This window comes from Domibacillus enclensis (assembly GCF_900156125.1).
GTDB classification, from domain to species: Bacteria; Bacillota; Bacilli; order Bacillales; family Domibacillaceae; genus Domibacillus; species Domibacillus enclensis.
Genome location: NZ_FTLX01000005.1, coordinates 95,318 through 117,061, shown reverse-complemented (window position 1 = coordinate 117,061; position 21,744 = coordinate 95,318). Strand labels below are relative to the sequence as shown.

Sequence of the window (21,744 nt, the reverse complement as noted above, 5' to 3'; positions counted from 1 at the left end):
TTATTTGTTAAGAATAGGGACAAAGTCGCCGATATAAATACTATGATCTTTGTAGAAACGAGGAATGTACATGTTTTCCCCCTCTATCCCGCAAAATTACAGTGAATTATCGGGAGACCATTCGTGGCCGATCGTCGTTTTGTCGATCTCCATGGCTTGTCTCGCTTCTTATACAGCTCTTTCCATGAATGAGCGTGTGCAGAAAAACGGCTTTTTTCACCGGTCCGTCTGGCTTGTTCTGGCGTCGCTTGCAATGGGGTTCGGCATTTGGTCGATGCATTTCATCGGCATGAACGCTTTTTCGCTGCCTGTTTCGATGAGCTATAACCACCTTTGGACCTTTCTTTCTATTCTGCCTGCCATCGTTGCTTCTTTTCTCGCTTTTCATTTAGCCAATAAGCAAAACCAGTCCTTGATGACCTTCGCTCTGGCAGGAGTCGCCATGGGGATTGGCATTGCAGCGATGCATTACATGGGAATGGAAGCAATGGAGATGGAGGCGATCCATACTTATCACGCCGGTTTATTTACTATATCAGTTGTCATTGCCATTGTTGTTTCGTTCGTGGCTCTTTATATTTTCTCCAGCTTAAAACAGCTGATGGAAAAGCGGCTTATGAAAATCCTGACCGCTCTTATAATGGGACTGGCGGTTTCTAGCATGCATTACACCGGCATGGCGGCCGTTTCCTTTTATGCGTCTCCTACTTCCATACTCTCGGGACACGCTGGCCATTCCGATATGAACATGCTGATTGGTCCGGTCACAGCCGGAATGTTTTTCCTGCTTATCTCGCTTCTTTTCTCTAGCTTAATGGACCGGTACATTGACTACAGAATCAGCTACTTTGACGGTCTGACACGGCTGCCCAACCGTCGTCAGTTTGAAAAGACATTGATGAAAAAATCAGACAACCGCCTGTTGGCCATCTGGCATTTTCATGGCTTTGAAAAAATCAATAACGGGTATGGTTATGCCTTCGGAGACAAGCTGATTCAGCAGATTGCCCTTGAGCTGCAGGACGCCCGCGCTGGTTTTATGGCGTTATACCGGATCGAAGGAAACCGGTTTGCTTTTCTCTCGGAAGAAGTCGATCAAGATATTTTTCTTCGGATTATGGAAACGGTCGCAGAAAAATGGAGAGGGCCCTTTTATTTAGAGGATAAATGGATTTACTTGACCTCTGTATGTTCCGTTTCCTTTGTAAAAGAAGCTGACACCCAGCACCAGCTGTATTCGAATGCACTGGCTGTTCTTGAACATCCTCTTACCCGATATGACAATGAAGTGGTTGTATATGATCCAGCCGTCCATACCTTTTCCTTTGATCAAAAAGTGCTACAAGGGCTCGGACGTGCGATGGCAGAGGAAGAGCTGTTTCTCGTCTACCAGCCGAAGATCCTGGCTGCTTCCGGACAGCTTGACGGGTTTGAAGCACTCATCCGCTGGAAGCATCCCACTCTCGGCATGCTTTCACCCGGCGTGTTTATTCCGATTTTGGAGCAAAATCATCGAATTGATGATGTAACTGACTGGGTGATTGACCGCGCTGCCCGGCAGCTGCAGCAATGGACACAGTCCGGTTTGCCCGGCGAAAAGGTCGCCGTCAATATTCCGGGTGAATACATTACATCTTCTAAACTAAGCAATGTCTTGAAAAAAGTGATCGATCGCTATTCAATCCAACCCGAGCAGCTTGAGCTTGAAGTGACCGAAACAAGCGTTGTCCAGTCGGCCGAAAGCGCCATCCGGGCGATTCATTTATTTCGGGAGCAGGGCTTTTCTGTTGCGCTTGATGACTTCGGAACAGGTGTCTCTTCTCTTTCTTTTTTGCGGCAAATGCCGATTAACACGCTGAAAATTGATAAGTCATTCGTCGACCAGGTGCCTCAATCTGAAAAAGACTCGGCCATTCTGCTGGCGATTATCACACTCGGCCAGTCGCTGAATCTGCATATTGTCATTGAAGGGGTAGAAACGGCCGAGCAGGTTGACTTTCTTATCTCCACCGACCACCCCCTCGCCATTCAAGGCTATTATTATGGGAAGCCAATGATGCCGGCTGAATTGGAAGAATGGCGAAGAGGCTTTTTTAGGCAAACAGAAGAAACATCCTGACGGCTTTGGATATACGCATGATTTCCAAACAAACCGAGGCTGGGACATAACAATGAGATTGGCCGTTGAAACCGAACAACCTAGTAGCTTAATTCTCTTTCTGGAAATGCACATACAGGGGCTCCGGGCTGCCGGCTCCGCTTTCCTACTGGGCGAACGCTGAACCAGCCCAAAAACCATGGCTGTTTCAGCCTGTCCGCTCGTCCAGTGGGAGTCTGCGCCGGCCTCCCTGCGCCCATAGTGATTTTAATGAACAAAGAGGATAAAAACTTGAAAACGGATTGTATCAACGACTAACAAGTGGCTGTATGAGAAGTGCCCTTTCTTTTTTTATACGAATAATAGAATGAAGTTTGTTGTTACACATTCAGATCGCTTCTTTTTAGGTTTTACAAGCTGCTTGCCCTCCCCACTAAGGGCGGCTGGCGCAGGGCGGAGACTCGGAAGGGATCAGCTCACCTCCCGCCCCTTCGAACGCGCAGCACTGCAGAAGCCGTCCTTTCAATATTGTCTCAAGCGCAGTCACTAAACGATTTACCATCATGAAGAGCTCAAAAAAAAGCCGAATGTGATCGTTCGGCTTTTTATTCTATCCAGAACCTTTTGTCCCAAGCACGTTTTTATTACATGAAAGGAAACGACCTTTTTTCAGCGAATCCGCAATGATCGCCACACGTGTTCCCAGCCGTCCTGCCATTTTTCGTTCATCGTCACATGGCCGCTTTGATCCGTCCGGACCGGCAAGAGTGGAGGCGCCGTATGGCGAACCCCCAACCGCTTTATCCGTTAAGTATTCGGTATTTTCGGTGTACGGAAGACCAACGTAAATCATGCCAAAGTGGAGCAGTGGCACGAGGGATGTTAAAAGTGCCGCTTCGTGACCGCCATGAATAGAGCCGGCACTTGTGAACAGGGCCGTCGGCTTTCCTTCTAATTCACCCGTCGTGCAAAACTGCCCCGCCTGATCCAGAAAAGATTTCACCTGACCGGGCATCGTCCCTAAATACGTCGGGAATCCCCAAATGATTCCATCCGCCTCACGTAAATCGTCCATCGTTGCAACCGGAATCATCGCCTGATCCTGCTGCACCTTTTTATAATCTTCCACCCGCTTCGTTAATCCAAAATGTTTGCCCAGTTTAGAAGAAACCTGATCCTGTCTTTGCAGCGCAACCTGAATAGCCGGATCTGAAAATTCAGGAATACGCAGCCGGCTGTACACGGCTCCTTCTACGGCACCGATGCCTTCAGCGACCGCTTCACTCAGCTCGGCAATATGTCCATAGGCACTGTAATAGACAATCGCAATCGTTGTCAAAAATCATTCTCCCCTTTCTTTACACCGGGCTCTCCGATGCGGTCTGGCTAAATGATACAGCCGTATGCATTTTTGACAGCCACTGCCCATTTCCATAGACCGCGCGTGTTTGCGGCAGCTGGGCGAAAAGCTCTGCCACTGAATAGGCTTTAATGAGCATAAAGCTTGCTTCCTGACCGATCTGAATACCTTTATTCGTTTGCCCGATAATGGCCGCCGGCTCGTCTGTGATCATTCGAAGCAGGTCAATGACGTCTTCCGTTCCGCCCATATGTGCCGCATAGCCGGTAATTTGAGCAATCTGCAGCAAATCGCCGCGGCCAAATGGATGAAACGGGTCACAGACGTTATCGGAAGCGGTGGCAACCGGAATACCCGCTGCCCGCAGCTCCTTTACACGCGTGACGCCGCGCCGTACCGTCCCTTTATCACCACGGCCCTGTAAGTACAAATTGGCGGCCGGCAATGTGACAGCTGTTAACGATGCCTGCTTCATTTTCCCGATTACATCATCCGCCTGCTTCTGATTCATTGCGGCAAGCGAGCACAGATGACCGACGTTGACCCGTCCTTCGTAGCCGTGCTTAATGGTTTCATCCACAATCGTTAAAATCGTGTTGGTCTGCGGGTCGTCACTTTCATCCGTGTGAATATCGAGCGCCAGATTGTGCTTTACCGCGTAGCGGAAAAGCTCGCGCACTCCTTCATGGGGATCAGCGCTAATATGCGGAGCACCGCCAATGCCGTCGATATCCATCGTGAGAAGCTGTTCAATGCGGGTGCGATCCTGTGCGTCGTACGGATAATACGGCAGCATCGGGAACACTTGAATATCCACAACTGATTGGAACTCTTTCCGCAATTCCAGCGCCATTCGAACTCCACGAAACGTTACGTCTTCCTCCAGACGGGTGTGAAAATCAATATGTGTGCGGATCGAGCGGGTGCCATGCGCAAGCGCTGACAGCACCGTTTTTTTCATTCTCTCTTTCATGTTTTCATCTGTAACGGACTGAGAGGCCCGTCCATAGCTTTCAATCGCCTCTTGAAGCGTTCCGCTGATGTTCCCTGCAAAAGGAAGAGAATGTGATTTATCCAGGTGCATATGAATGTCAGAAAAGGACGGGAGCAGGATCACACCCTCCACATCCACGACCGTTCCCTTCCTTTCTTCATCTGCCGCTGCAAACGAAAATGGCTCACCTCCGCTTTGCAGATGTTCATGGCCGTCAACCGACACGATTTTCCCGTCCTGTATAGCCACGTTGTAATACAAGTCCGCATTCCAAATCGGAACACGAGCATTTAAAATCGTCATCTCCATCCTGTTCACTCCTTATGTACAAGTCTGTCCAATCAAATACGTTGTTTGCGCCGGCACCGTTTCACAAATGATTTGTCCATTTGAAACGACCAGCTCTGTGACCGGCTGACGCCGAAGCAGGTCGTGGGCACTTTCGGCCGAAACTAAAATAAAGTCAGCACGATGGCCTTCCTGAATGCCATACCCTTCGATGTTCATCACACGCGCAGCATTCGCTGTCATCATCTCATACACCGATTCAAAATCCCGCGCACCGGTCATATGAGCCTGATGAAGCAGCATATGGCCGGCTGATAAAAGAGAGCCTGTTCCAAGCGGATAAAATGGACTTAAAAAATCATCATGGGCCACCGCCACATTTACTCCCGCTTCGTGTAAATCCTTCACCCGCGTGATGCCGCGCCCCTTCGGCCACGCATCGAGCCGCCCTTGAACAGCTGTGCTGATCAGCGGACACGTCACTACGTTGATGTCTGACGCCTTGATCAAACCGATCAGCTTGCGCACGTACGCTTCCGGATAATACGCCATCGCATTTAAATGGCTGACCGTGACACGGTTCCCCATGCCATATTCAGCTGCAAGCAACGCTACTGTCTCCACAAAACGAGAAGCACCGTCATCGATTTCATCGCTAAAAATGTGGATGTCTTTATCGTATTCATTGGCCAGCTCAAAGCATATATACAGCGATTCGATCCCTTTTTCATGTGTCGGGTCCAGGTGCGGTACGGCGCTGATGCCGTCTGCGCCGAGTTCGATTGCTTGCCGCAGCGCCTCACCTCTATCTGCCGTGAGTCCATTTTGCGGAAAAGCGATCAGCTGAAGCGTCAGAAAAGGCGCAACCGCTCTCTTTACATCAATCAGTGCATGCAATGCGGTCAGCTGAGGATCTGATACGTCGACCATGCCGCGCATATACAGGACACCATGCTTTACCATTTCTTCAATGACGGCATGCGCCCGTTTTGTGACGTCCTCTTTTGTTAAATAACGTGTTCGGTATTCATTCCAGAGCTCAATGCCTTCCAACAGCTCCCCGGACTCATTCAAGCGCGGCACCCCGCTTGTAAGCGCCGTATCGAGATGAATATGCGACTCGACGTAGGGCGGAAGCACCGTCCTGCCTCCTCCCTCCATTACGCGGTTTGCAGGAGCGGACAGCTGGCCGATTTTCGCTATTCGTCCATCTTGAACGGCAATATCACACATTGTGTCCGAAAACGCAGGCCGCACATTTCGAAGCAGCAGATCATACATGCTCCGCCACCTCCATTCGTTTCGTCTTGCCTGGATTCAGCAAGCTGTAAGGATCATTTTCCCGCTTCGCCTGGCAAATATGATCAATCCAGTCATCCTTCCCGCCTTCTTCAAGCAGGAACGTATGCGGATTGCTGACGCGGACGCCGGTCCTGCGGCAGTGATCCATAATCGCAAACAAACGCTCATCGGTCGTGTAACGAATGACCGGCTGAGAGCTTGGCACAATGTGACCGCCCGATTTGATCCATTCGACGTGCATGAGCACTTCCCCTGGAAAAGACCGTGACAGCTCCTGCATTTGAACCTCATACGTGTCCGGATGAAAGCGCGCCTGTATATACGTATCATCTGGATGATCCTTCAACCGCCATAGGGTCACATGATTCCAGCTGAAATCCGTTGCCCGAAGCCTCTTGGATGCGGTGAAGGCTTGAAAACCATCAATCCATCTGGCACCGCAGGACAAGCCTGATTGATGGATTTCCTCTACATGTGAGGGTGCCGCTTGAATCAATACAGTGTGCTTATCGCCGGATAAAACAGGACGAAGCGGCTGAAAAGAAGCCGAAAGCGGTGCTTCACAAACAGAAATGAGTCTTTTTCGCACCGTTTCTTTTTTAGCCATTTGTTCAGAAAAAACAAGCGCATCCCGCCAGTCGTCAAACTCAGCAAGCAAGTCCTGCCAATCGGTTTTCGGCGCCAGCGCAATGGTCGCATCTATAATCACCCCGGATAAGCCGTAGTTATGAATGTATTTTGCGAGCTCTTCCTTGCCGCGGACGTCGAGCCGTTTCGGTTTTTCTTCCATCGTCATGATCGTCAGCTCAAGCACATTGCCTTCGTCCCAGAGCGTGCCGTACTCGATCGAGCCAATCCCGCCCGTTCCTCCGGCAATAAACCCGGCAAGCGTTGACTTCATATACGTTGATGGGAAAAACCGCAGCTCCTGACCGCTTCCCTTTAAAATGCGCGTCAATTTGCCAAGAGTGATCCCCGCTCCGAATGTGCCGGCGCCATCGTCGATTCGTTTAACCGTATTCAGCTTCATCGTATCCAGCACAATTCCGCCGTGTAACGGAATAATCTGTCCGTAGTTGCCGGTACCTCCTCCTTTTGGCACCAAAGGAATCCGGTGACGGACCGCAAACGAAAGAATAGCCGCCAGCTCCTCTTCATCACGCGGAATCGCCACACAGTCTCCCGCATAGCCGTCCAGCTGTTTTTTCAAAACAGGAGAATACCAGTAATAGTCACGCGATCTTTTTTTCACATACGCTTCGTCCAGCCGAATCACGTCTTCGCCGAATGTCTGCTGCAGTTCAAGTGCACGGGTCATTCTCGCACCTCCTTTATGTGGTTGATGGCACCGGCTTTGAGCGGAAGGAGTCCATTTCAAATGAGCTGATCTCCTGAAGCGTGCCGGCCATTTTTTGGCTGAGCCGATCGATCGTCTCCATTCCTTTTTCCTTTGTCGCAAGGGCAGCTTCACCGGAAATGCCGGACGCGGACAAATCATCGATGAGCCACGCCGCATAGGGACCGCCTTTTATATCCACCGGCTGGTTGTAGCTGTAATATTCTACTGGCGCTTTGTCCATCTGCACCCAGCTTTCTTCAATCGCAAGAATCATCGACGTCTCCACATCCCCGCCGTGAATCCCATATTGCAGCTCTTCTGCAGAATACAAGTCCTCAAGCTCCGCTTTAAAATCCATCGCATTCATACGAAAAACCATCAAGCCTGTTTCAATTCGAATTTCCCTCGCCATCATATTTAACACATCGATGTTGCCCCCGTGCGTGTTAAACAGAACGAGGCGGCGAAAACCGCTTGCTTTCACGCTTTTACCGATATCGAGAATGACCTGCTGCAGCGTCTGTGCGGACAATGTCATCACACCTGGCTTGCCAAAATGCTCATTGCTTTTCCCATAAGGCACCGGCGGCAAAAGCCAGATGTTATCCTCCGGTGTGAAATGTTCAAATATACTCGTGACCATCCCTTCCGCAATCAATGTATCGGTATAAACCGGCAAATGCGGACCGTGCTGCTCTACAGCACCGATGGGGAGAACAACGACTCCTTTTTCTTTATCCAGCGCTTGAATATCTGTCGTGGCAAGACGCGGCAGGAAATAATCCTGCCACGCCTTGTTCTGCTGCTTCCTCATTTGCACCGCTCCTTTTACTCTGCGTTTTCCAGAAATTCTGTTGTATACACGTCAGACGGCTCCATTTTGTTTTCAATTAAATCGAGCTCATACACCTGGTCAATCAGTGTCTGCCAGCGTTCTTCTGTCATCGTGCCGACGCCGCTTTCCGCTGCATCGCCGCCGAAGACAAGCTCCTCCATTTCACCTGTTGCATATTCCATCTGCTCATCTGTTTTTTCCGGATCTAATTCTTTAATGTAGTCGTATACCTTTGCTGGTTCTTCATGATACGCATCCCAGCCTTTTTTCGTCGCATTCACATAGGCCTGGACCATTTCCGGGTTTTCTTCCATAAATTCTTTTGTTGTAAATAGAACGTCGCCGTAAGGAGAATAGCCGGAATCCGCGATTAACAGATGGCCTGTTTCGATGCCCTCCTGTGCTAAATAATACGGCTCAGACGTGACGTACATTTGTGAAGCGGCCTTTTTGTTCGACATAAAAATCGTGTTGTCTCCTGTATAACTGCGTGCCTGCGACTCGTCAATATCGTACTCGTTCACAAGATATTTCCAATACCCGGCACCAGGAGCTGAATAAATCTCGTAATCCTTCCCTAAATCATCGAACGTTTCAATCGGCTGATCTTTATGGAACATGATGCCCTGCGGTGTCTTCTGGAAATTGGCGAAAACGGCGACAAGCGGAATGCCTTCATCAATCGCATACAGCACCTGATCGGCCTGCGCCATGCCAAACTGCGCCTGGCCGGAAGAAACGATGGAGATAGAAGAAACCTGCGGCCCGCCCGGCTCCGTCGTCATCTCAATTCCTTCGTCTTCATAAAACCCTTCCATTTGCGCGTAATACTGCCCCGCATTTTCCACCTGGGGGAACCAGCTTGTAATCTGCTTCATTTCAAACAGCTCGGCGCTTTCTGCTTCTGCTGTTTCTTCCTCGCCGGATGAACTGTCTGACGCAGTGCCGCTGCATGCGGCAAGCGCACTGATCGACAGAACCGCCACCGCTGACCGTAATGATTTCCACTTTAAAAATGATAAATTCTCCATTAATTCATCCTCCTCTTTCTCTCTTATGTAGGGTTTAAACGTTCGTCGTGCCGCGGATAGATGCCGCATCCGGTATTTTCTCCTGATTCAGCAAGCCAAAGGGATCGTTTTCCTTCTTTTTCTGCGCAATGGCTTCCATCTGCATATCCCATCCGCCCGCTCCAAGCAAATACGTATGCGGATCATTGGTTGAAGCACCTATTTCGTTGAAAAAGCGGATCACGTCATACAGCTGCTCCTTCGATGTGAATTTCACGAGCGGCAACGCAGCCGGAACCAGGCGCCCCTTATCACGCAGCCATTCAAAATGAAGCAGTACGTCATCTCCGTAACGATCTTTAATTTGCCTCACCTGATGATGAAGATCATCAATCGAAAAGAAATTTTGCAGGTACGTCCACGTCTTGTCCGACTTCAGTGCCCACAGCGTCGTGTGATTCCAGGTAAAGTCCGAGATGCCGATGCCTTTCCGGTACTGATCGGCTGATACCGTATAAATAGCTGCTCCCCGGTAAGCGACCGCTTCTTCCTCCAGCCGTTCTTGATTGCTTTCGTCAATTTCAATGAGCACAAGCGCCTGATCAGCTGCGCCAATCTGCTTTTTCAACGGCTTGAAAAAAGCGGAAATCGGGGCTTCCATCACCGAAACAAGCCGTTTCTTCCATTTGCCCTGCTCTGAAACCGTCCGGGAAAAATCAAGTGCATCCGTCAAATTGTCGAATGCATAAATTTGCTGCACCCAGCGGGATTTTGGCTTGATCGGAATGGTCACTTCCGTCATGATGCCCGTTGTCCCGTAGCTGTGGATATATGGCTCCAGTTCGGGGCCTGACACTGTCAGCTCGCGAAGCTCATTTTCCATCGTGATCATTTTGGCGCTGATGATATTGCCATCCCATAAGTTCCCCCATGTAACAGACCCGATGCCGCCTGATCCCCCGGATACAAATCCGCCGACTGTTGCTTTTACAAATGTAGAAGGGTAAATCGTCAGCTCCTGGTCCGTTTCATGAATCGCTTTTTCAATTTCACGCAGTCTCGCTCCTGCCTGCACCCGGACAAAGCCGTCACCGATTTCCAGAATCTCGGTCAGCTTGCTTACATCCACAACCAGCCCGCCCGTCATCGGAACCGCCTGTCCGTAATTGCCCGTTCCGCCGCCACGTACGGTGACAGGGATTTTTTCGATGACCGCTGCCATCACTGCTTGCTTTAACTCCTCTTCCGTTTCCGGGACGATCACATAATCCGCCGTTTTGCCAGCAAGCTCCTGCTCCAAAACGGGAGAGTACCAGTAGTAGTCCTTTGACAGCCGGGCAATGGCGGCTTCCCCTTCTACAAAGGCCGATTCACCGACGGCCTGGCGCAGCTTTTCACTCATACACCTCACCCCTCCTTTATAATCTAAACATTCAGAAAATAAGTTAGTGATCTCTCCCTTCATTAATGTTACTTCTATTAACATCATAGATTCCCACAACTCCTCTCTCAATGGTTATAATCACTAAACAATAAAAATGACTATTAGAAGAATCGCCAATTTTTTTAAAAAATCTGCCATAAATCCAATGATTGCTGAAGATTTTCTGTCATATTTTATTACATAAAAAAAGCGAGGACGTATGAACCGCCCTCGCTTTTTCTTATTCTTCTGTATCGAAGTAAATGACTTCTAAGCCTGTAAATGGAACAGTTGATTTTCCTAACTGAACAGCAGTAAAAGCAAGCAGTGTATTGCTGTTTGGATCGTAGAACATTTTCTTCACATTCCCGTATGTGGTAAACTGGCCGCTCGCTTCCATTGTTTGATAATCATATGCTTGAATGAATTTCTGGCTGTTCGCCGTATACAATTCACCATAATTAACATCAAACGCAATAGATGAATAGGCACGGTCGAGCTTTCCAACATAAGTCATATCTGATGTCACGCTGGCCGCTGAGCGGAAGAAGCGTCCTGTGCTGTTAAAAATGTATTTGCCATCAGGTGATAAAGTCAAATCTTTGCCCAAATCGTATTCTCCATGATACGGTGAATCCTTCTCAGGACCAAGAACACCATCTGTAATTGAATACACACTTAAATCCCGTGGGGAAACCAGCGTGGTGATGGAATAAAGCTTTGTTTGTGCTTCGTTTAACTCAATTAGGTTCTGATCATTTATACGCTGCGAACTCAGCACAGCACCCGTGCTGCTGTTATAGCTCTCGACGCGTGTATGCTGGCCCGATCCGGATGAAATATATACAACTCCTTTATCGTCTGCTTCGATATCATATGGATCAAGCGCAATTTGAATTGTTTTTTCGATTTTTAATGTCGATGCATTCACAACTGTAAACGCACCTTCCTGATCTTCATCCCACCAATATGGGCTATGCGGCTTTTTGTGCTGCGTGACATAAATCTTTCCATTCGCATAAGCCATCCGTTCAGCAGGGAGTGCCAGCTCGTCCGAAGAAACTACATCGAATGTTTCATAGTTAATCGCTGATACATCATTCGTCGCGCCATCTAATACAAAAATGATCGGTTCTGTAGGGTGCATCTTATAATCAATGATGTCCATATCAAAAAGTGCTTCTAAGTACGTGTCAGCAACCTCAGGATTTGACGGCTGGAATGACGGCTCAATAATTCGTGTCATAAATGCCGCAAAATGTGCGCGGCTGATCGTTAAGGTCGGCTTAAATGTACCGTCTTTATATCCAATGGTAATATTATTCGCTGCAAGTGCTGAAATATAGGGAGAACCCCAGTAATTCAAGGATACGTCTGTGAAGCCTTTAGGATAAATCCCAGTTAAGTGATATGTTCTCACGAGCACTGTCGCCATTTCCGCTCTCGTTAAATTTCCATTCGGGTCAAACACATTGCCAGGCTTGCCGGAAATGATGCCGAGTTCCACGGCTTTCGCTACTTCATCGTACCCTTTTGATCCGACAGACATGTCTTTAAAGTTCGGGTTCGGCGCATCGCCAAGCGGCTCTTGCAGTTCGCGCATAATCATACGCACTGCGTCTACACGCTTAATTGGCAGGTCCGGACGGAAAGTGCCATCGGGGAATCCCATAATGATACCGGCGTCGGTTAAATAATCAATTTCTTTACTAAATGTGCCGGCATCCTTAAATGTAGCGGCAGAGGCAGATGGAACGAGAGACAGAAGCATAATTAGAGCGAGTACACTCTTAAACAATCTTTTCAACTAGTGCAGTCAACCTTTCATTGTAAAATAGAACTAAATTATACAATAAAAGAAAGGCGTTTCCTATATAGAAAAAGGCCAAATTTGTCTTATTTTAGAACTTTTTATTTTCGTTTTGTAAAATTCCCCTTTAGCTTTCCTGTCGGTCTTTCAGCTTCCCTAATAGTTAAGACACTTCCACCATTCATCGGTTCAGACAGCCCCAGCATCTCGTGCTCTACTTTCACATATTCTCCAACATCAAATTCCTGACTGCACGAAGCCAGGAATAGAAAAGCGGCTGCTACGTAGATTATTTTATTCATTACTCCCTCCAAATTCTTCTCCATTCAATACCTTTACCGCCTCCAGCGTTAAGATTCCTGGTTCCGAATGCGGCTTTTCCGCATCCCACCAGACCGTCATGAACTCACCCTTTTCTCTTTTTTCAAATTCCATGTTTTCACTTGTAAACCAAATGGCATCGGTGATTTCGATCGTTTCAGTGACCTTCCTGTAGTTCAGAGTACGTGCCTGCTCTTTCGAAATGCCACTCACAATAAGCGCTTTGGCCATTCCATCCTCATTTGTTTTTTCAACCAAAAACCCTTGAAACGCTTCGAGCGACTGGGCATTTGGCTGGTCGTGAAGCGGGTAAATCTGCCGAATGGTTTCAACGGCTTCCGGGTCTTCTGTTCTGTAGCGCTTTCCGTTATGCTCAAACATGACGCTTTGATCATCCAGCCAAACAGGATAGGCCTGTTCATCTCCTTCGTCTGAATATACATACAGCTTAAACGTTTCACCAATGGCTGTAACAGGTCCTTCTAGCTTTTTAGCGTCATTCAAAACAGCTGCTGTCCGGTGGATTAGCTCGTTCTCCTCAATTACCCAGCCATTTCGCGACTCTCCATTTTGCACGCGCATGCTTTCCGGATTTTCCGGAAGTAATGCAGCACGTTCAGTGCATCCTGCCAGCAGCAATAGAATCATAAGGAGTAATTTTTTCATTGCTTCTTCTCCTCCTGATCAGATACACGAATTTCAACAGCAGTCGGCTCAGCTTCCATTGAATCCACAAACGTCACCGTCCATTCACCTGTTTCTTTATCAAATAGGATGTGACGGATACCTTCTATATGCCCCGTGTCCCCGCGTTTCTCAAGCGCTTTGCGGACCACTTCTTCTTCTGTCAGCTCTGCTCCGTCCGGCTGATAAGCAGGCAGCACAGTGACAAACTTGGCACTTCCCTGTCCCGGATAGGATTCCATAATGGGTCCCGACGCCTCAACGATGACCCGCTGGCCGATCTTCAGTTTTTCCTCTGCATTTGGAAATGAAAAATATGTGGCGCCATAATACTCACTATCTCCACCATTTTCTGAAAAGTCCTTCGAAACCGCACTGACAATCAGCATGCTGTCCGCAGAAACGTCCATCACCCAGCTGCCTTCATTTGTCCGTTCATTTGTGACAGGCTCATCCGGGTATTCCACATCCGGTTCTCCCGGCAACGGCAGCATCCGGCCTTCTTGAACAAACGCAATCTCGTACTCGTTAAATTGATTCTTCAGCTTTTTCATTTGCTCCTCTGTTAAAAAATCATGACCAATCTCAATCGTTCGTGTGATCGTATCGACACTGATGCTGTTGGCCACACGGTCCGGCTCCGGCATCGCATCTCTCATCGGCTTGATTGCTTTTGACACCTCATACATCAAGTCCTGATTATCTTGATCACTATATTCACTGACAAACAAGTGGATGTATTTCGCGACTATTTTCCCTTCATCTACATACACCTGAAGGCGGCGCGCCAATTCATCGGCCCGTTCATCCGGGTTTTTAATGCCGACCCAGACACCAGGCTCTTCTGCACCATCTGCACTGTTTTTTAAATACAAAATACCGTCATCATGAAAATCACCATAAATGCTTTGAATGGCTTCTGTCACTGTATAAAACTCAATAGACTGCACGCCAAAATCCTCTTCCAGCTCCGGTGTGATCTCTCCCAAATACCCGCCCGTCAGCGTCTCGCTTTTTAGTGCTTCTTCGTAAGCGGCATTGCGCAGTGCAGGGTCATCCGTTGTTTGCTCAAGCGTCACGAAAAAATTCTTTTCTTGTTCAGCTGTTTGTTCCTTTTTCTCAGGCTTTTCCGGAACAGACGATGTTCCTTCTCCACAGCCCGCAAGAATGACCGCTGCCGCTAACAAAAGCAGAATCTTTTTCATTCGAAGCCCCCCTTTTTTTCCAGCTTACCACCAAAAAATGAGAATTTGTTGAGAACGCATTCCTTTTTTCTTTCTAAAAGATAACACCGCTTTCAAAATTGTTCACAAAATGGTCACTTATGAAAAAAATTCCGAATCGATATAATGACGTGTATCTCAAAAAAAAGGAAGGGTGTTTTTCATTTGCCTAGCAATAAGAAAGAGGGCATTATTTTTGCTTTATTCATGTGTTTTGGAATGGTGTTTATTATGACGTTTTATAATACGGCACTGCACGGATTCGAGTCTGTTACAGCAGGAGCGCTGTTCATTCAATTTATTGTGACGCTGGTCGTTGCCTTTATGATTGAATCCATTGTGGAACCGAAAGCCCGCAAGCTGGCGCTGTCTTTTCCTTATGACCACTCCAAGCCGCGCAACATCATTCTTGGGATTGCGCTTTGCATGGTCCCATCCATGGTGCTCATCATGTCCGTTTACGGTCTGCTTCTGACGGCTTTTATGGGAAGTATCGAAGGACCGCTTTTAGCCGCTTACGCGAAAACTGTCGGACTGAATCTGATCGTCGCCCTGCCAGCACAGCTTCTCATTGTCGGTCCGATTTCCCGCTGGCTGCTCGTGAAATTCGTGAAGCCAGCTGCACCATTGAATGCATGACAAACTTCATCCCTTTTCTATTAGAGGATGCAGAGTTGCGTAGATCGCCGATATATTCTATTTATCGCTGATACGACGCAGTCTAACGCCGGTATAGGTCATTTATCGCTGATATGCAACATGCTAACGCCGATATTCTGGAATACCGGCGTTAGCCGGATGGATATCGGCGTTATGTTCATTTTACCGGCGATCGGCTTTGTTAACGATGGAATTAAATGGATATAAGCAGCTGATTTAACATGCACTTCTTTGAAACAAAAAAACGAACAGCCAAATAGGTGTTCGGTTTATTAAATCATTTTTCGCTTCCAGTATATCCATATAACTCCACTACACAAGGCGGCGACGGCAAGATAAGAGAAAAGTAAAGACCAGGGAATACCCGTTGCAATAACACCAAACGCCACCTCATTTTGCAGGTACTGTACATTCGTCCAGCTCTCACTCAAGTCTGGCACATAAAGGACTGTCAAAATATAACCATACAAAAACTGCAAACCGTAAAAAGAAACATGCAGCAAAAACGAACCCGCTAAAGCAAGAACGACAAGCTTCCATTTCTCATTCTTCACTTCGTGTTTTCCTCCCCTAAAATCGTTTCCCTATCCATTCCAATATACACGATGAGTTCGCCCAGTGACTCCGTTTCCGTATGATGAAACGTCACCTTGTGCGCCCACTCTCCTCCATACCATTCGCGCTGTACAGTGGAATCTTTCGGACTAACGGTAATCCGGTCTTGATCTGCTTGTGATAGGCTATTTACCGCCGTCAGCTCCACACGAATATTATGCGCCTTCACATATACCTGACCGTAATAGCCGGCGACGCCGATGAACACAGCTGCAATAAAGATGATGCCAAGCCAATTTTTCTTCATTTATCCCACTCCCAAACCAGGTTATTGAACAGCTTCAACATACACAATTAATGCCCAAGGTGACTGCTTTAGCTCGTCTTCACTACCCGGAGACGTTTTTCCTATTTCAGTAGCCGCGTATCCCCATACCGCTTTTTTCTCTCCCGGCTGAATAATGGCTTCATCAATTCCGAGCAGCTGCACTGCTCCATGGGCAACCGGTTCGGGTTCGGTTGGCAGCCCCGGCAATTCTGTCGTCATCACTGCACTATCCGGAAAAGAAATAGAAAAGGTTTGCTTGCCCAGTTCTTTTGCACTTGGCCGCAGAGCAAACGAAACACTTTCAGCTGGATCAACAGAAGGAAAAGTACCTCCAGGGTCAATGGCCGTTCCATTTTGCCAGAGTTCATAAGACATCACCACACTGGAGGGCTCCGCAAATGTCACAGCCCCGCTCCCAGTCCAGTTCAAGTGAAGTTTCAACTCCGTTTGGTCGGGGTCCAATAATGAACTTGCCTGTACGCTCACTTCTTTCGGCGGACTGCTCTCGTTTCTTTCATTCTCGTTATTTGAGCAGCCAAACAGGAGCAAGAATAAGCCCCCAACCGCGATCAATCGGTTTCGTTTCATCATTCCTCAGGCTCTCCTTTTTGAATGAAAACAAGAACACCGTATTCCGCTTTCTGAACGTCTTCTGGTTTTCTTATTAAAATGGTGTCTTCATCTGTCGCAGTGTACCCCCACACCGGTTTTCGTTCATCTCTGGACAATGTATCTTCTTTCTCCACTAGCATCGTTGAACTTCGAAATGATTCCGCTTCCGGTTCAGCAGCAATGTCGTTCGATGACGCAGATTCGTCATTGTACACAAAGGTGAGCGTTTTCTTTCCAATTTCCATAGAGGATTCACGCAAGGAAAAAGAAATAATCTCGATTTCTCCATCTTGAAAATGTCCGCCCCCCCCTTCAATCAACTTGCCGTTGCTCCACACTTCATAAGAAGCTGAAGCTTGCACAGGCTCGCTTATTCGAACAGCACCGCCATCCAGCACATCCATATGAGACAGAATCAATCGATTTTTCTCATCGTTAAATAAAGGATACTCACTTACTGTCACTTCATCTGTCGACTCCACTTCCTGCTCATCTGGCGGACTCGCTTCTTCTGAACACCCGGCAAGCAGCATCCCGGTTACAAAAAGGAGCATTCTCCATTTTCTCATCCAAACTCCCCCGTTATTCTACTTCAATTTGAAAAAAGGAACTGGCATTTCCCTGTTCCCAGCTTCCGTTAACATAATAAACATAAACCCCGGGCTCTTCCGGAAGCGTGACAGCGGCTTTGCCGTCTTTTAGCTCCAGCTCCATCGTTTCTTCCGTCCCATCTCGGTAAATACTCAGTGCATCAGGGTCACCCCAGTAGGAAAGAACGGCTTTACTTCCGGCCTGTACCGTTTTTGGCTGATCGTCTCCAATGACCATGTCAGGACCGCCCGAATCGGCACATTCTCCCCGCCCCATCATCTCCCAGCAATAGCTTCCCTGATACGTTTTGAGCGCTTTTCCATCTGCTTTCACTGACAAAACCGGTGGATTTGGCTGGCAGGCCGACAACAGCAGAATGAATGGAATAAAAAGCAGTATTATTTTCATCTACATCACCCATTTCTAAAGGCGTTTATCGTTCTCGTTCTCAGGTCGTTGCTCATATTGCACCTCATGCGTCGGCTCCTCGCGCTTGGAATCAAACGGACGCCCAAGCTCAATATCATCGTGCGGTGTATACTGATTGTTCGGAAGTGATTTCTTTCTGAACGCTTTAACGATTAAAAAAAGGACGATGCCAATGATCATCGCAATAAAAAAATAAGGCATAATGGTTCTCCTCTCTGACAGTTAAGTTTATTGACCATATAGTTGGTAAAACAATCATTTCCCATTCCGAAAGAGTGATTTCTTTTTCTAAGCAGCAGAACTCCTTTTCCGTTCATCCCCTACATCAAGCAGCACATACAGAACCGCAAAAAGAAGAGATGCGGTGAGAAACATGAAGAACGTATTCACATTAAAAAACTGGTTATTAATATGGATCGACATACCGGTTGTAATAGCCTGCACGTAATTTTCCTCCACTACTCCGCCCCGATCCATGATGGCCTGGCGAATCACATTTCTGTATTCTTCGAGCCGGTGATATTGATAGAGAAACGCTAAAATGTGATGACCGGCAATGACCAGGATGCCAATGATAAGCCATGCGGCTGGAACCATATACACTTTTAACAAATGTACCCAGTGAAAAACGATCACAAGAAAAAGCGGCACGAGAAGGAGAAACAACAAAATAGCAGGATTCCCATTACCTGAAGAAGTTCCCGGCGCCGGAGTCATTTGATTTCCTATCCAAAAAAGAAAGGAAACGATCCCACTCAAAACTAACAGTGAAATACTCACTCTCTTCACCTCATCACCTCTTTTTCATTTTACCATTTTGTACAAATAAAGAAAAATTATTCTAACAGATCGTCGTCTTTTGTTACAAGAAATTAGGTTCAGGTAAATAATTGGGTTTATACTGCGAATTTGATATGATTCATATAGAAAAAATACCCAAAATACGAGGTGTTCTCATGGACAATATTGAAAAACAAGTAACAGAGCTTTTCCCGAAAGAGTGGCAGGAGCCATTTTTGGCTACGAAAAAAGAAGTGATTTCTTTTTCTTTTCAGCCCGACGGCGAGCTCCCTTTGTCCACAACGAAGGCAGGCGGTATTGGCTATGTGCCAAAAACCATGCTCTTCCCAGTAAACCCCGACGGAAAGCCACTTTCGCTTTTGGCACAGATTAATTTTGCGGAAATGCCTGCGCACGAATTGTTCCCAAAGCACGGTCTGCTGGCATTTTATGTGGATTATTACGATGATTTAATCGGAGCTGACTTCGATGATTACAGCAACCGTGACGGCTACCGCGTTTTTTATTTTGACTCCTTTGACGAAGAAAGCTATTCCAGAGACGAACAGCTGGCCATGCTGAAACCATTCCACGATGAAGAACAGTATCCGATTGTGGATTCCGAGCTGGCGATGCTTCCAGCCCTCCAGCAGGAAATTTTAATGACTGACTCCATTGAATTTGAGCGGACATTTGGTAAAGGCAAGTATGATTTTGAAGGCTTTGATGCATACGAAGAAAAATACGAGGAGTTGGTCAGCAGCGGCACGAAGCTCGGCGGCTACCCCTTTTTCACCCAAACCGATCCGCGTGAATACATGCAGGATGAAAAGAAAAATGACATATTGCTGTTTCAGCTTGACTCCTCTTTTGGACGCGATCAAGACTGGGAAATCATGTGGGGTGACGCTGGCATCGGCAACTTCTTTATTTCGCCGGCTGATTTAAAAGCGGGGCGTTTCGATAAAGTCTGGTACAACTGGGACTGCTCCTAATACAAATACCCCCTGCGATCATTCGGGTCGGAGGGGGATTTTCTTTAACAACTTTTTCTTCTTCATTATGACATGCCATTATCCACTATTCCAGGTTGTCTTTTTTTGCCAATTCTTCACTTTCTTCATTTCTACAAATAGAGATATTTCCTATTAAATCTCTTTCAAGCTTTGTTTTCGCCTTCCAATTAATATAATTTATTCCATCAAACCTTGTTATACGATGCACATTGTAATACAATGTATTAAGCATTTAGTACAAGAGGAGGGAAAACAATGGACAAGGAAATTATGAAAGGCAGTATCGATATTTTACTTCTATCTCTATTACACCAAAAAGATATGTACGGGTACGAAATGGTCAAAGCGCTAAAGAAAAACAGCAATGAACTATACAATATGAGTGAAGGCACACTATACCCTGCTTTAAAGAGACTTGAAAAAAAGGGCTGGATTCAGTTTTACTGGGAATTATCAGATTCCGGAACCAGACGGAAATATTATCGAATGACTGAAGAAGGTAAAAAAGAATTAAATAAAAAGCTACAGGATTGGCAAAAAGTCAGTGAATTAATTAAAGCGAATTCGGAGGGGCTAATATGGATAAACGCATAGATACTTATATTAATAACATTGTCGCTGAAATAGACTGCGGCAAGGACGAAAAAGAAGAGATGGCAGAAGAAATGCGGGATCACTTGATTCTTTTAACGAACGAATATAAAGAAGCGGGACATACAAAAAAAGAAGCTGTTCAAAAAGCGCTCGAATCCTTTGGTGAGTGCAAAAAAATCCGCGACCAACTGCAAACGTCGATTTCTCCGTTCCATAAATTATTCCGGTGGGCACTTTGGACGTCTTTTGCTTCTTATCTATTTTTAATGTTAGTCGAATTGTTATTCAATCGTTTGTATCGAAACGCAAATAGCGATTACAATGAATACCTTACTTTATTGGCTCATCACAAAGACAGTCCATTCATTATTTTTAACAGCGAAGTTTTTTCGTTAAACACAAATTTCATTCCTTTTGGAAATATATACATGTATCTCACTGGTTTTGATAGTTTTAATTCAGATATTATTTGGTCGAATATGTTTGGAAACATCCTCATTTTTATTCCGATCGGTTTATTTGTTTCATTGCTGTTTGCCAAAAAAATCGCTTATTTTAAGGGAATCGCGTTCTTTTTCTCACTTAGTTTAATCATTGAAACGTCCCAGTACCTTCTGAGAGTAGGACAATTTGACATAGACGATATTATTCTTCATGTAGCAGGCGGAATTGTTGGCTCCATTACCGGCCACTTTTTAAGAGAAACTGTATTTTCTTCACGGAGAAGGCCCGCCCAGCTCGGAATGAATAAATAAGTGATGAACAATTGAGTTTCTTTCTAAATTCCGTGAGATCAGAATACCCCCCGCGATCAATTCGGATCAAAGGGGGTATTTGTATCGTCGATTAAGGTTATATCTGCAAATGTCTGCTCGTTTATCTCCTCAGGCAGCTTTTGGACAAGAAAATAATACGGGCCGGGTGAGACCTGTTCCTCAAATGAAAATGGAGCATTTTGCAGCTCTACTTTCACAGCCTGGACCCGGCCATCCGTATTCTTCCCCCGGACAATCCCATAGCTGCCTTTGCTCGTTTCAGTAGAATCATAGCTTGCATCACTATTCCCTGAACTACTTCTCACCAATTTCAGCCTGCCACTAATCCCTTCTTTTAAGAATGCAACAGCCGTATCTTCGCCTTTCAAGTAAAAGATCGCATATGTGTCCGATTTTCCGAGCTGGAGAATATCCATTAGCTTTGGCTCAGGGCTGTCAGGATCACGTGCTTCCCACTCAACCAAAGCTTCCTTAATATCCTCCTCGGTGTTTTTTACCGGGTATTCGTACCAGCTGTAAAAAGCGAAAGTCAAACCAGCCATTAATAGGAGCGAAACAGCTTTTTTCCACTTCATCATGCATGATCCTTTTCGCTAATTTCCCCTAGCAATTCAATGATTTTTTCATTTTGCTCAATCATCGTTTCATTTTGCTTGCGGAGTTTTGCGAAATCGAATAAAAAAACAAGTAAGATAATAAGCACTAAAATAATCATA

25 protein-coding genes are annotated in these 21,744 nt (G+C 46.6%); 5 read left to right on the top strand and 20 right to left on the bottom strand.

Features of this window, described 5'->3' with window-relative positions:
* Positions 1-70 precede the first annotated feature (70 nt).
* Positions 71-2,119, top strand: coding sequence for a bifunctional diguanylate cyclase/phosphodiesterase (locus tag BW952_RS11725; RefSeq protein WP_052698515.1), 2,049 nt, complete (start codon positions 71-73; stop codon positions 2,117-2,119).
* 589 nt (positions 2,120-2,708) lie between these two features.
* On the opposite strand, the gene wrbA is transcribed toward BW952_RS11725, so the two are convergent.
* The 11 genes from wrbA to BW952_RS11670 form a co-directional block, all read right to left on the bottom strand.
* The gene (wrbA, locus tag BW952_RS11720) at positions 2,709-3,437 is read right to left on the bottom strand and encodes an NAD(P)H:quinone oxidoreductase (RefSeq protein ID WP_045849267.1); all 729 of its coding nucleotides are present in this window, start codon (positions 3,435-3,437) and stop codon (positions 2,709-2,711) included.
* Positions 3,438-3,456: 19 nt separating this feature from the next.
* Positions 3,457-4,761: an amidohydrolase family protein gene (locus BW952_RS11715; RefSeq protein WP_045849266.1), complete on the bottom strand. Its 1,305-nt coding sequence runs from the start codon at positions 4,759-4,761 to the stop codon at positions 3,457-3,459.
* Between the two features lie 12 nt (positions 4,762-4,773).
* Entirely contained in the window at positions 4,774-6,021 is a 1,248-nt protein-coding gene (locus tag BW952_RS11710; RefSeq protein ID WP_045849265.1) for an amidohydrolase family protein, read from the bottom strand.
* A complete protein-coding gene (locus tag BW952_RS11705) occupies positions 6,014-7,360 on the bottom strand; it encodes an FAD-binding oxidoreductase (protein WP_052698339.1) in 1,347 nt (448 codons plus the stop codon). The genes BW952_RS11710 and BW952_RS11705 overlap by 8 nt, the downstream gene beginning before the upstream one ends.
* A 13-nt stretch (positions 7,361-7,373) precedes the next feature.
* On the bottom strand, positions 7,374-8,195 hold the full coding sequence (locus BW952_RS11700) for a creatininase family protein (protein ID WP_045849264.1): 822 nt from the start codon (positions 8,193-8,195) through the stop codon (positions 7,374-7,376).
* A 14-nt stretch (positions 8,196-8,209) separates the two neighbouring features.
* A complete protein-coding gene (locus tag BW952_RS11695) occupies positions 8,210-9,247 on the bottom strand; it encodes an ABC transporter substrate-binding protein (RefSeq protein ID WP_045849263.1) in 1,038 nt (345 codons plus the stop codon).
* 34 nt (positions 9,248-9,281) lie between these two features.
* The gene (locus BW952_RS11690; protein ID WP_045849262.1) at positions 9,282-10,628 is read right to left on the bottom strand and encodes an FAD-binding oxidoreductase; all 1,347 of its coding nucleotides are present in this window, start codon (positions 10,626-10,628) and stop codon (positions 9,282-9,284) included.
* Between the two features lie 262 nt (positions 10,629-10,890).
* Positions 10,891-12,456 carry an S-layer homology domain-containing protein gene (locus BW952_RS11685; protein ID WP_139325444.1) on the bottom strand — a complete coding sequence of 522 codons (1,566 nt, stop codon included), beginning with the start codon at positions 12,454-12,456 and terminating at the stop codon, positions 10,891-10,893.
* Positions 12,457-12,560: 104 nt separating this feature from the next.
* The gene (locus tag BW952_RS11680; protein ID WP_045849261.1) at positions 12,561-12,761 is read right to left on the bottom strand and encodes a hypothetical protein; all 201 of its coding nucleotides are present in this window, start codon (positions 12,759-12,761) and stop codon (positions 12,561-12,563) included.
* Positions 12,754-13,446 (bottom strand): DUF3221 domain-containing protein, encoded by a 693-nt coding sequence (locus BW952_RS11675; RefSeq protein ID WP_045849260.1) that lies wholly within the window; start codon positions 13,444-13,446, stop codon positions 12,754-12,756. The genes BW952_RS11680 and BW952_RS11675 overlap by 8 nt, the downstream gene beginning before the upstream one ends.
* Complete coding sequence (locus BW952_RS11670; protein WP_052698337.1) at positions 13,443-14,669, bottom strand: DUF3221 domain-containing protein; 1,227 nt, start codon at positions 14,667-14,669, stop codon at positions 13,443-13,445. Before BW952_RS11670 ends, BW952_RS11675 begins: the two co-directional genes overlap by 4 nt.
* Before the next feature lie 183 nt (positions 14,670-14,852).
* Between BW952_RS11670 and BW952_RS11665 the strand changes: the two genes are divergently transcribed.
* Entirely contained in the window at positions 14,853-15,326 is a 474-nt protein-coding gene (locus BW952_RS11665) for a DUF2798 domain-containing protein (protein WP_045849259.1), read from the top strand.
* 293 nt (positions 15,327-15,619) lie between these two features.
* On the opposite strand, the gene BW952_RS11660 is transcribed toward BW952_RS11665, so the two are convergent.
* From BW952_RS11660 to BW952_RS11630, 7 genes are all read right to left on the bottom strand, one after another.
* On the bottom strand, positions 15,620-15,901 hold the full coding sequence (locus BW952_RS11660) for a hypothetical protein (RefSeq protein WP_052698336.1): 282 nt from the start codon (positions 15,899-15,901) through the stop codon (positions 15,620-15,622).
* Positions 15,898-16,209: a hypothetical protein gene (locus BW952_RS11655; RefSeq protein WP_045849258.1), complete on the bottom strand. Its 312-nt coding sequence runs from the start codon at positions 16,207-16,209 to the stop codon at positions 15,898-15,900. Before BW952_RS11655 ends, BW952_RS11660 begins: the two co-directional genes overlap by 4 nt.
* A gap of 21 nt (positions 16,210-16,230) precedes the next feature.
* Positions 16,231-16,821: a hypothetical protein gene (locus tag BW952_RS11650; protein WP_045849257.1), complete on the bottom strand. Its 591-nt coding sequence runs from the start codon at positions 16,819-16,821 to the stop codon at positions 16,231-16,233.
* Complete coding sequence (locus BW952_RS11645; protein WP_045849256.1) at positions 16,818-17,411, bottom strand: hypothetical protein; 594 nt, start codon at positions 17,409-17,411, stop codon at positions 16,818-16,820. The genes BW952_RS11650 and BW952_RS11645 overlap by 4 nt, the downstream gene beginning before the upstream one ends.
* A gap of 13 nt (positions 17,412-17,424) precedes the next feature.
* Positions 17,425-17,841: a hypothetical protein gene (locus tag BW952_RS11640; protein ID WP_045849255.1), complete on the bottom strand. Its 417-nt coding sequence runs from the start codon at positions 17,839-17,841 to the stop codon at positions 17,425-17,427.
* Between the two features lie 15 nt (positions 17,842-17,856).
* A complete protein-coding gene (locus BW952_RS11635) occupies positions 17,857-18,063 on the bottom strand; it encodes a hypothetical protein (protein ID WP_045849254.1) in 207 nt (68 codons plus the stop codon).
* An 87-nt stretch (positions 18,064-18,150) separates the two neighbouring features.
* A complete protein-coding gene (locus BW952_RS11630) occupies positions 18,151-18,642 on the bottom strand; it encodes a hypothetical protein (protein WP_082084518.1) in 492 nt (163 codons plus the stop codon).
* Between the two features lie 176 nt (positions 18,643-18,818).
* Between BW952_RS11630 and BW952_RS11625 the strand changes: the two genes are divergently transcribed.
* The 3 genes from BW952_RS11625 to BW952_RS11615 all read left to right on the top strand — a co-directional run bounded on the left by BW952_RS11625 (position 18,819) and on the right by BW952_RS11615 (position 21,007).
* Complete coding sequence (locus BW952_RS11625; protein ID WP_045849252.1) at positions 18,819-19,637, top strand: YwqG family protein; 819 nt, start codon at positions 18,819-18,821, stop codon at positions 19,635-19,637.
* 276 nt (positions 19,638-19,913) lie between these two features.
* Complete coding sequence (locus BW952_RS11620; RefSeq protein WP_045849251.1) at positions 19,914-20,252, top strand: PadR family transcriptional regulator; 339 nt, start codon at positions 19,914-19,916, stop codon at positions 20,250-20,252.
* Complete coding sequence (locus BW952_RS11615; RefSeq protein ID WP_045849250.1) at positions 20,237-21,007, top strand: VanZ family protein; 771 nt, start codon at positions 20,237-20,239, stop codon at positions 21,005-21,007. The genes BW952_RS11620 and BW952_RS11615 overlap by 16 nt, the downstream gene beginning before the upstream one ends.
* Before the next feature lie 56 nt (positions 21,008-21,063).
* Here BW952_RS11615 and BW952_RS11610 read toward each other — a convergent pair whose 3' ends face one another.
* Positions 21,064-21,603 (bottom strand): hypothetical protein, encoded by a 540-nt coding sequence (locus BW952_RS11610; protein ID WP_169714104.1) that lies wholly within the window; start codon positions 21,601-21,603, stop codon positions 21,064-21,066.
* Positions 21,603-21,743 carry a hypothetical protein gene (locus tag BW952_RS19475; RefSeq protein ID WP_169714103.1) on the bottom strand — a complete coding sequence of 47 codons (141 nt, stop codon included), beginning with the start codon at positions 21,741-21,743 and terminating at the stop codon, positions 21,603-21,605. Before BW952_RS19475 ends, BW952_RS11610 begins: the two co-directional genes overlap by 1 nt.
* Between the last annotated feature and the right edge of the window lies 1 nt (position 21,744).

What these genes read in the sequence shown, in the direction of transcription:
- BW952_RS19475 (WP_169714103.1), bottom strand. Translation starts at nt 21,743, where the DNA reads ATGATTATTTTAGTGCTTATTATCTTACTTGTTTTTTTATTCGATTTC.
- BW952_RS11715 (WP_045849266.1), bottom strand. Translation starts at nt 4,761, where the DNA reads ATGGAGATGACGATTTTAAATGCTCGTGTTCCGATTTGGAATGCGGAC.
- BW952_RS11645 (WP_045849256.1), bottom strand. Translation starts at nt 17,411, where the DNA reads ATGAGAAAATGGAGAATGCTCCTTTTTGTAACCGGGATGCTGCTTGCC.
- BW952_RS11700 (WP_045849264.1), bottom strand. Translation starts at nt 8,195, where the DNA reads ATGAGGAAGCAGCAGAACAAGGCGTGGCAGGATTATTTCCTGCCGCGT.
- BW952_RS11670 (WP_052698337.1), bottom strand. Translation starts at nt 14,669, where the DNA reads ATGAAAAAGATTCTGCTTTTGTTAGCGGCAGCGGTCATTCTTGCGGGC.
- BW952_RS11725 (WP_052698515.1), top strand. Translation starts at nt 71, where the DNA reads ATGTTTTCCCCCTCTATCCCGCAAAATTACAGTGAATTATCGGGAGAC.
- BW952_RS11635 (WP_045849254.1), bottom strand. Translation starts at nt 18,063, where the DNA reads ATGCCTTATTTTTTTATTGCGATGATCATTGGCATCGTCCTTTTTTTA.
- BW952_RS11625 (WP_045849252.1), top strand. Translation starts at nt 18,819, where the DNA reads ATGGACAATATTGAAAAACAAGTAACAGAGCTTTTCCCGAAAGAGTGG.
- BW952_RS11610 (WP_169714104.1), bottom strand. Translation starts at nt 21,603, where the DNA reads ATGAAGTGGAAAAAAGCTGTTTCGCTCCTATTAATGGCTGGTTTGACT.
- BW952_RS11705 (WP_052698339.1), bottom strand. Translation starts at nt 7,360, where the DNA reads ATGACCCGTGCACTTGAACTGCAGCAGACATTCGGCGAAGACGTGATT.
- BW952_RS11695 (WP_045849263.1), bottom strand. Translation starts at nt 9,247, where the DNA reads ATGGAGAATTTATCATTTTTAAAGTGGAAATCATTACGGTCAGCGGTG.
- BW952_RS11640 (WP_045849255.1), bottom strand. Translation starts at nt 17,841, where the DNA reads ATGAAAATAATACTGCTTTTTATTCCATTCATTCTGCTGTTGTCGGCC.
- BW952_RS11690 (WP_045849262.1), bottom strand. Translation starts at nt 10,628, where the DNA reads ATGAGTGAAAAGCTGCGCCAGGCCGTCGGTGAATCGGCCTTTGTAGAA.
- BW952_RS11655 (WP_045849258.1), bottom strand. Translation starts at nt 16,209, where the DNA reads ATGAAGAAAAATTGGCTTGGCATCATCTTTATTGCAGCTGTGTTCATC.
- BW952_RS11620 (WP_045849251.1), top strand. Translation starts at nt 19,914, where the DNA reads ATGGACAAGGAAATTATGAAAGGCAGTATCGATATTTTACTTCTATCT.
- BW952_RS11650 (WP_045849257.1), bottom strand. Translation starts at nt 16,821, where the DNA reads ATGATGAAACGAAACCGATTGATCGCGGTTGGGGGCTTATTCTTGCTC.
- BW952_RS11680 (WP_045849261.1), bottom strand. Translation starts at nt 12,761, where the DNA reads ATGAATAAAATAATCTACGTAGCAGCCGCTTTTCTATTCCTGGCTTCG.
- BW952_RS11615 (WP_045849250.1), top strand. Translation starts at nt 20,237, where the DNA reads ATGGATAAACGCATAGATACTTATATTAATAACATTGTCGCTGAAATA.
- BW952_RS11675 (WP_045849260.1), bottom strand. Translation starts at nt 13,446, where the DNA reads ATGAAAAAATTACTCCTTATGATTCTATTGCTGCTGGCAGGATGCACT.
- BW952_RS11710 (WP_045849265.1), bottom strand. Translation starts at nt 6,021, where the DNA reads ATGTATGATCTGCTGCTTCGAAATGTGCGGCCTGCGTTTTCGGACACA.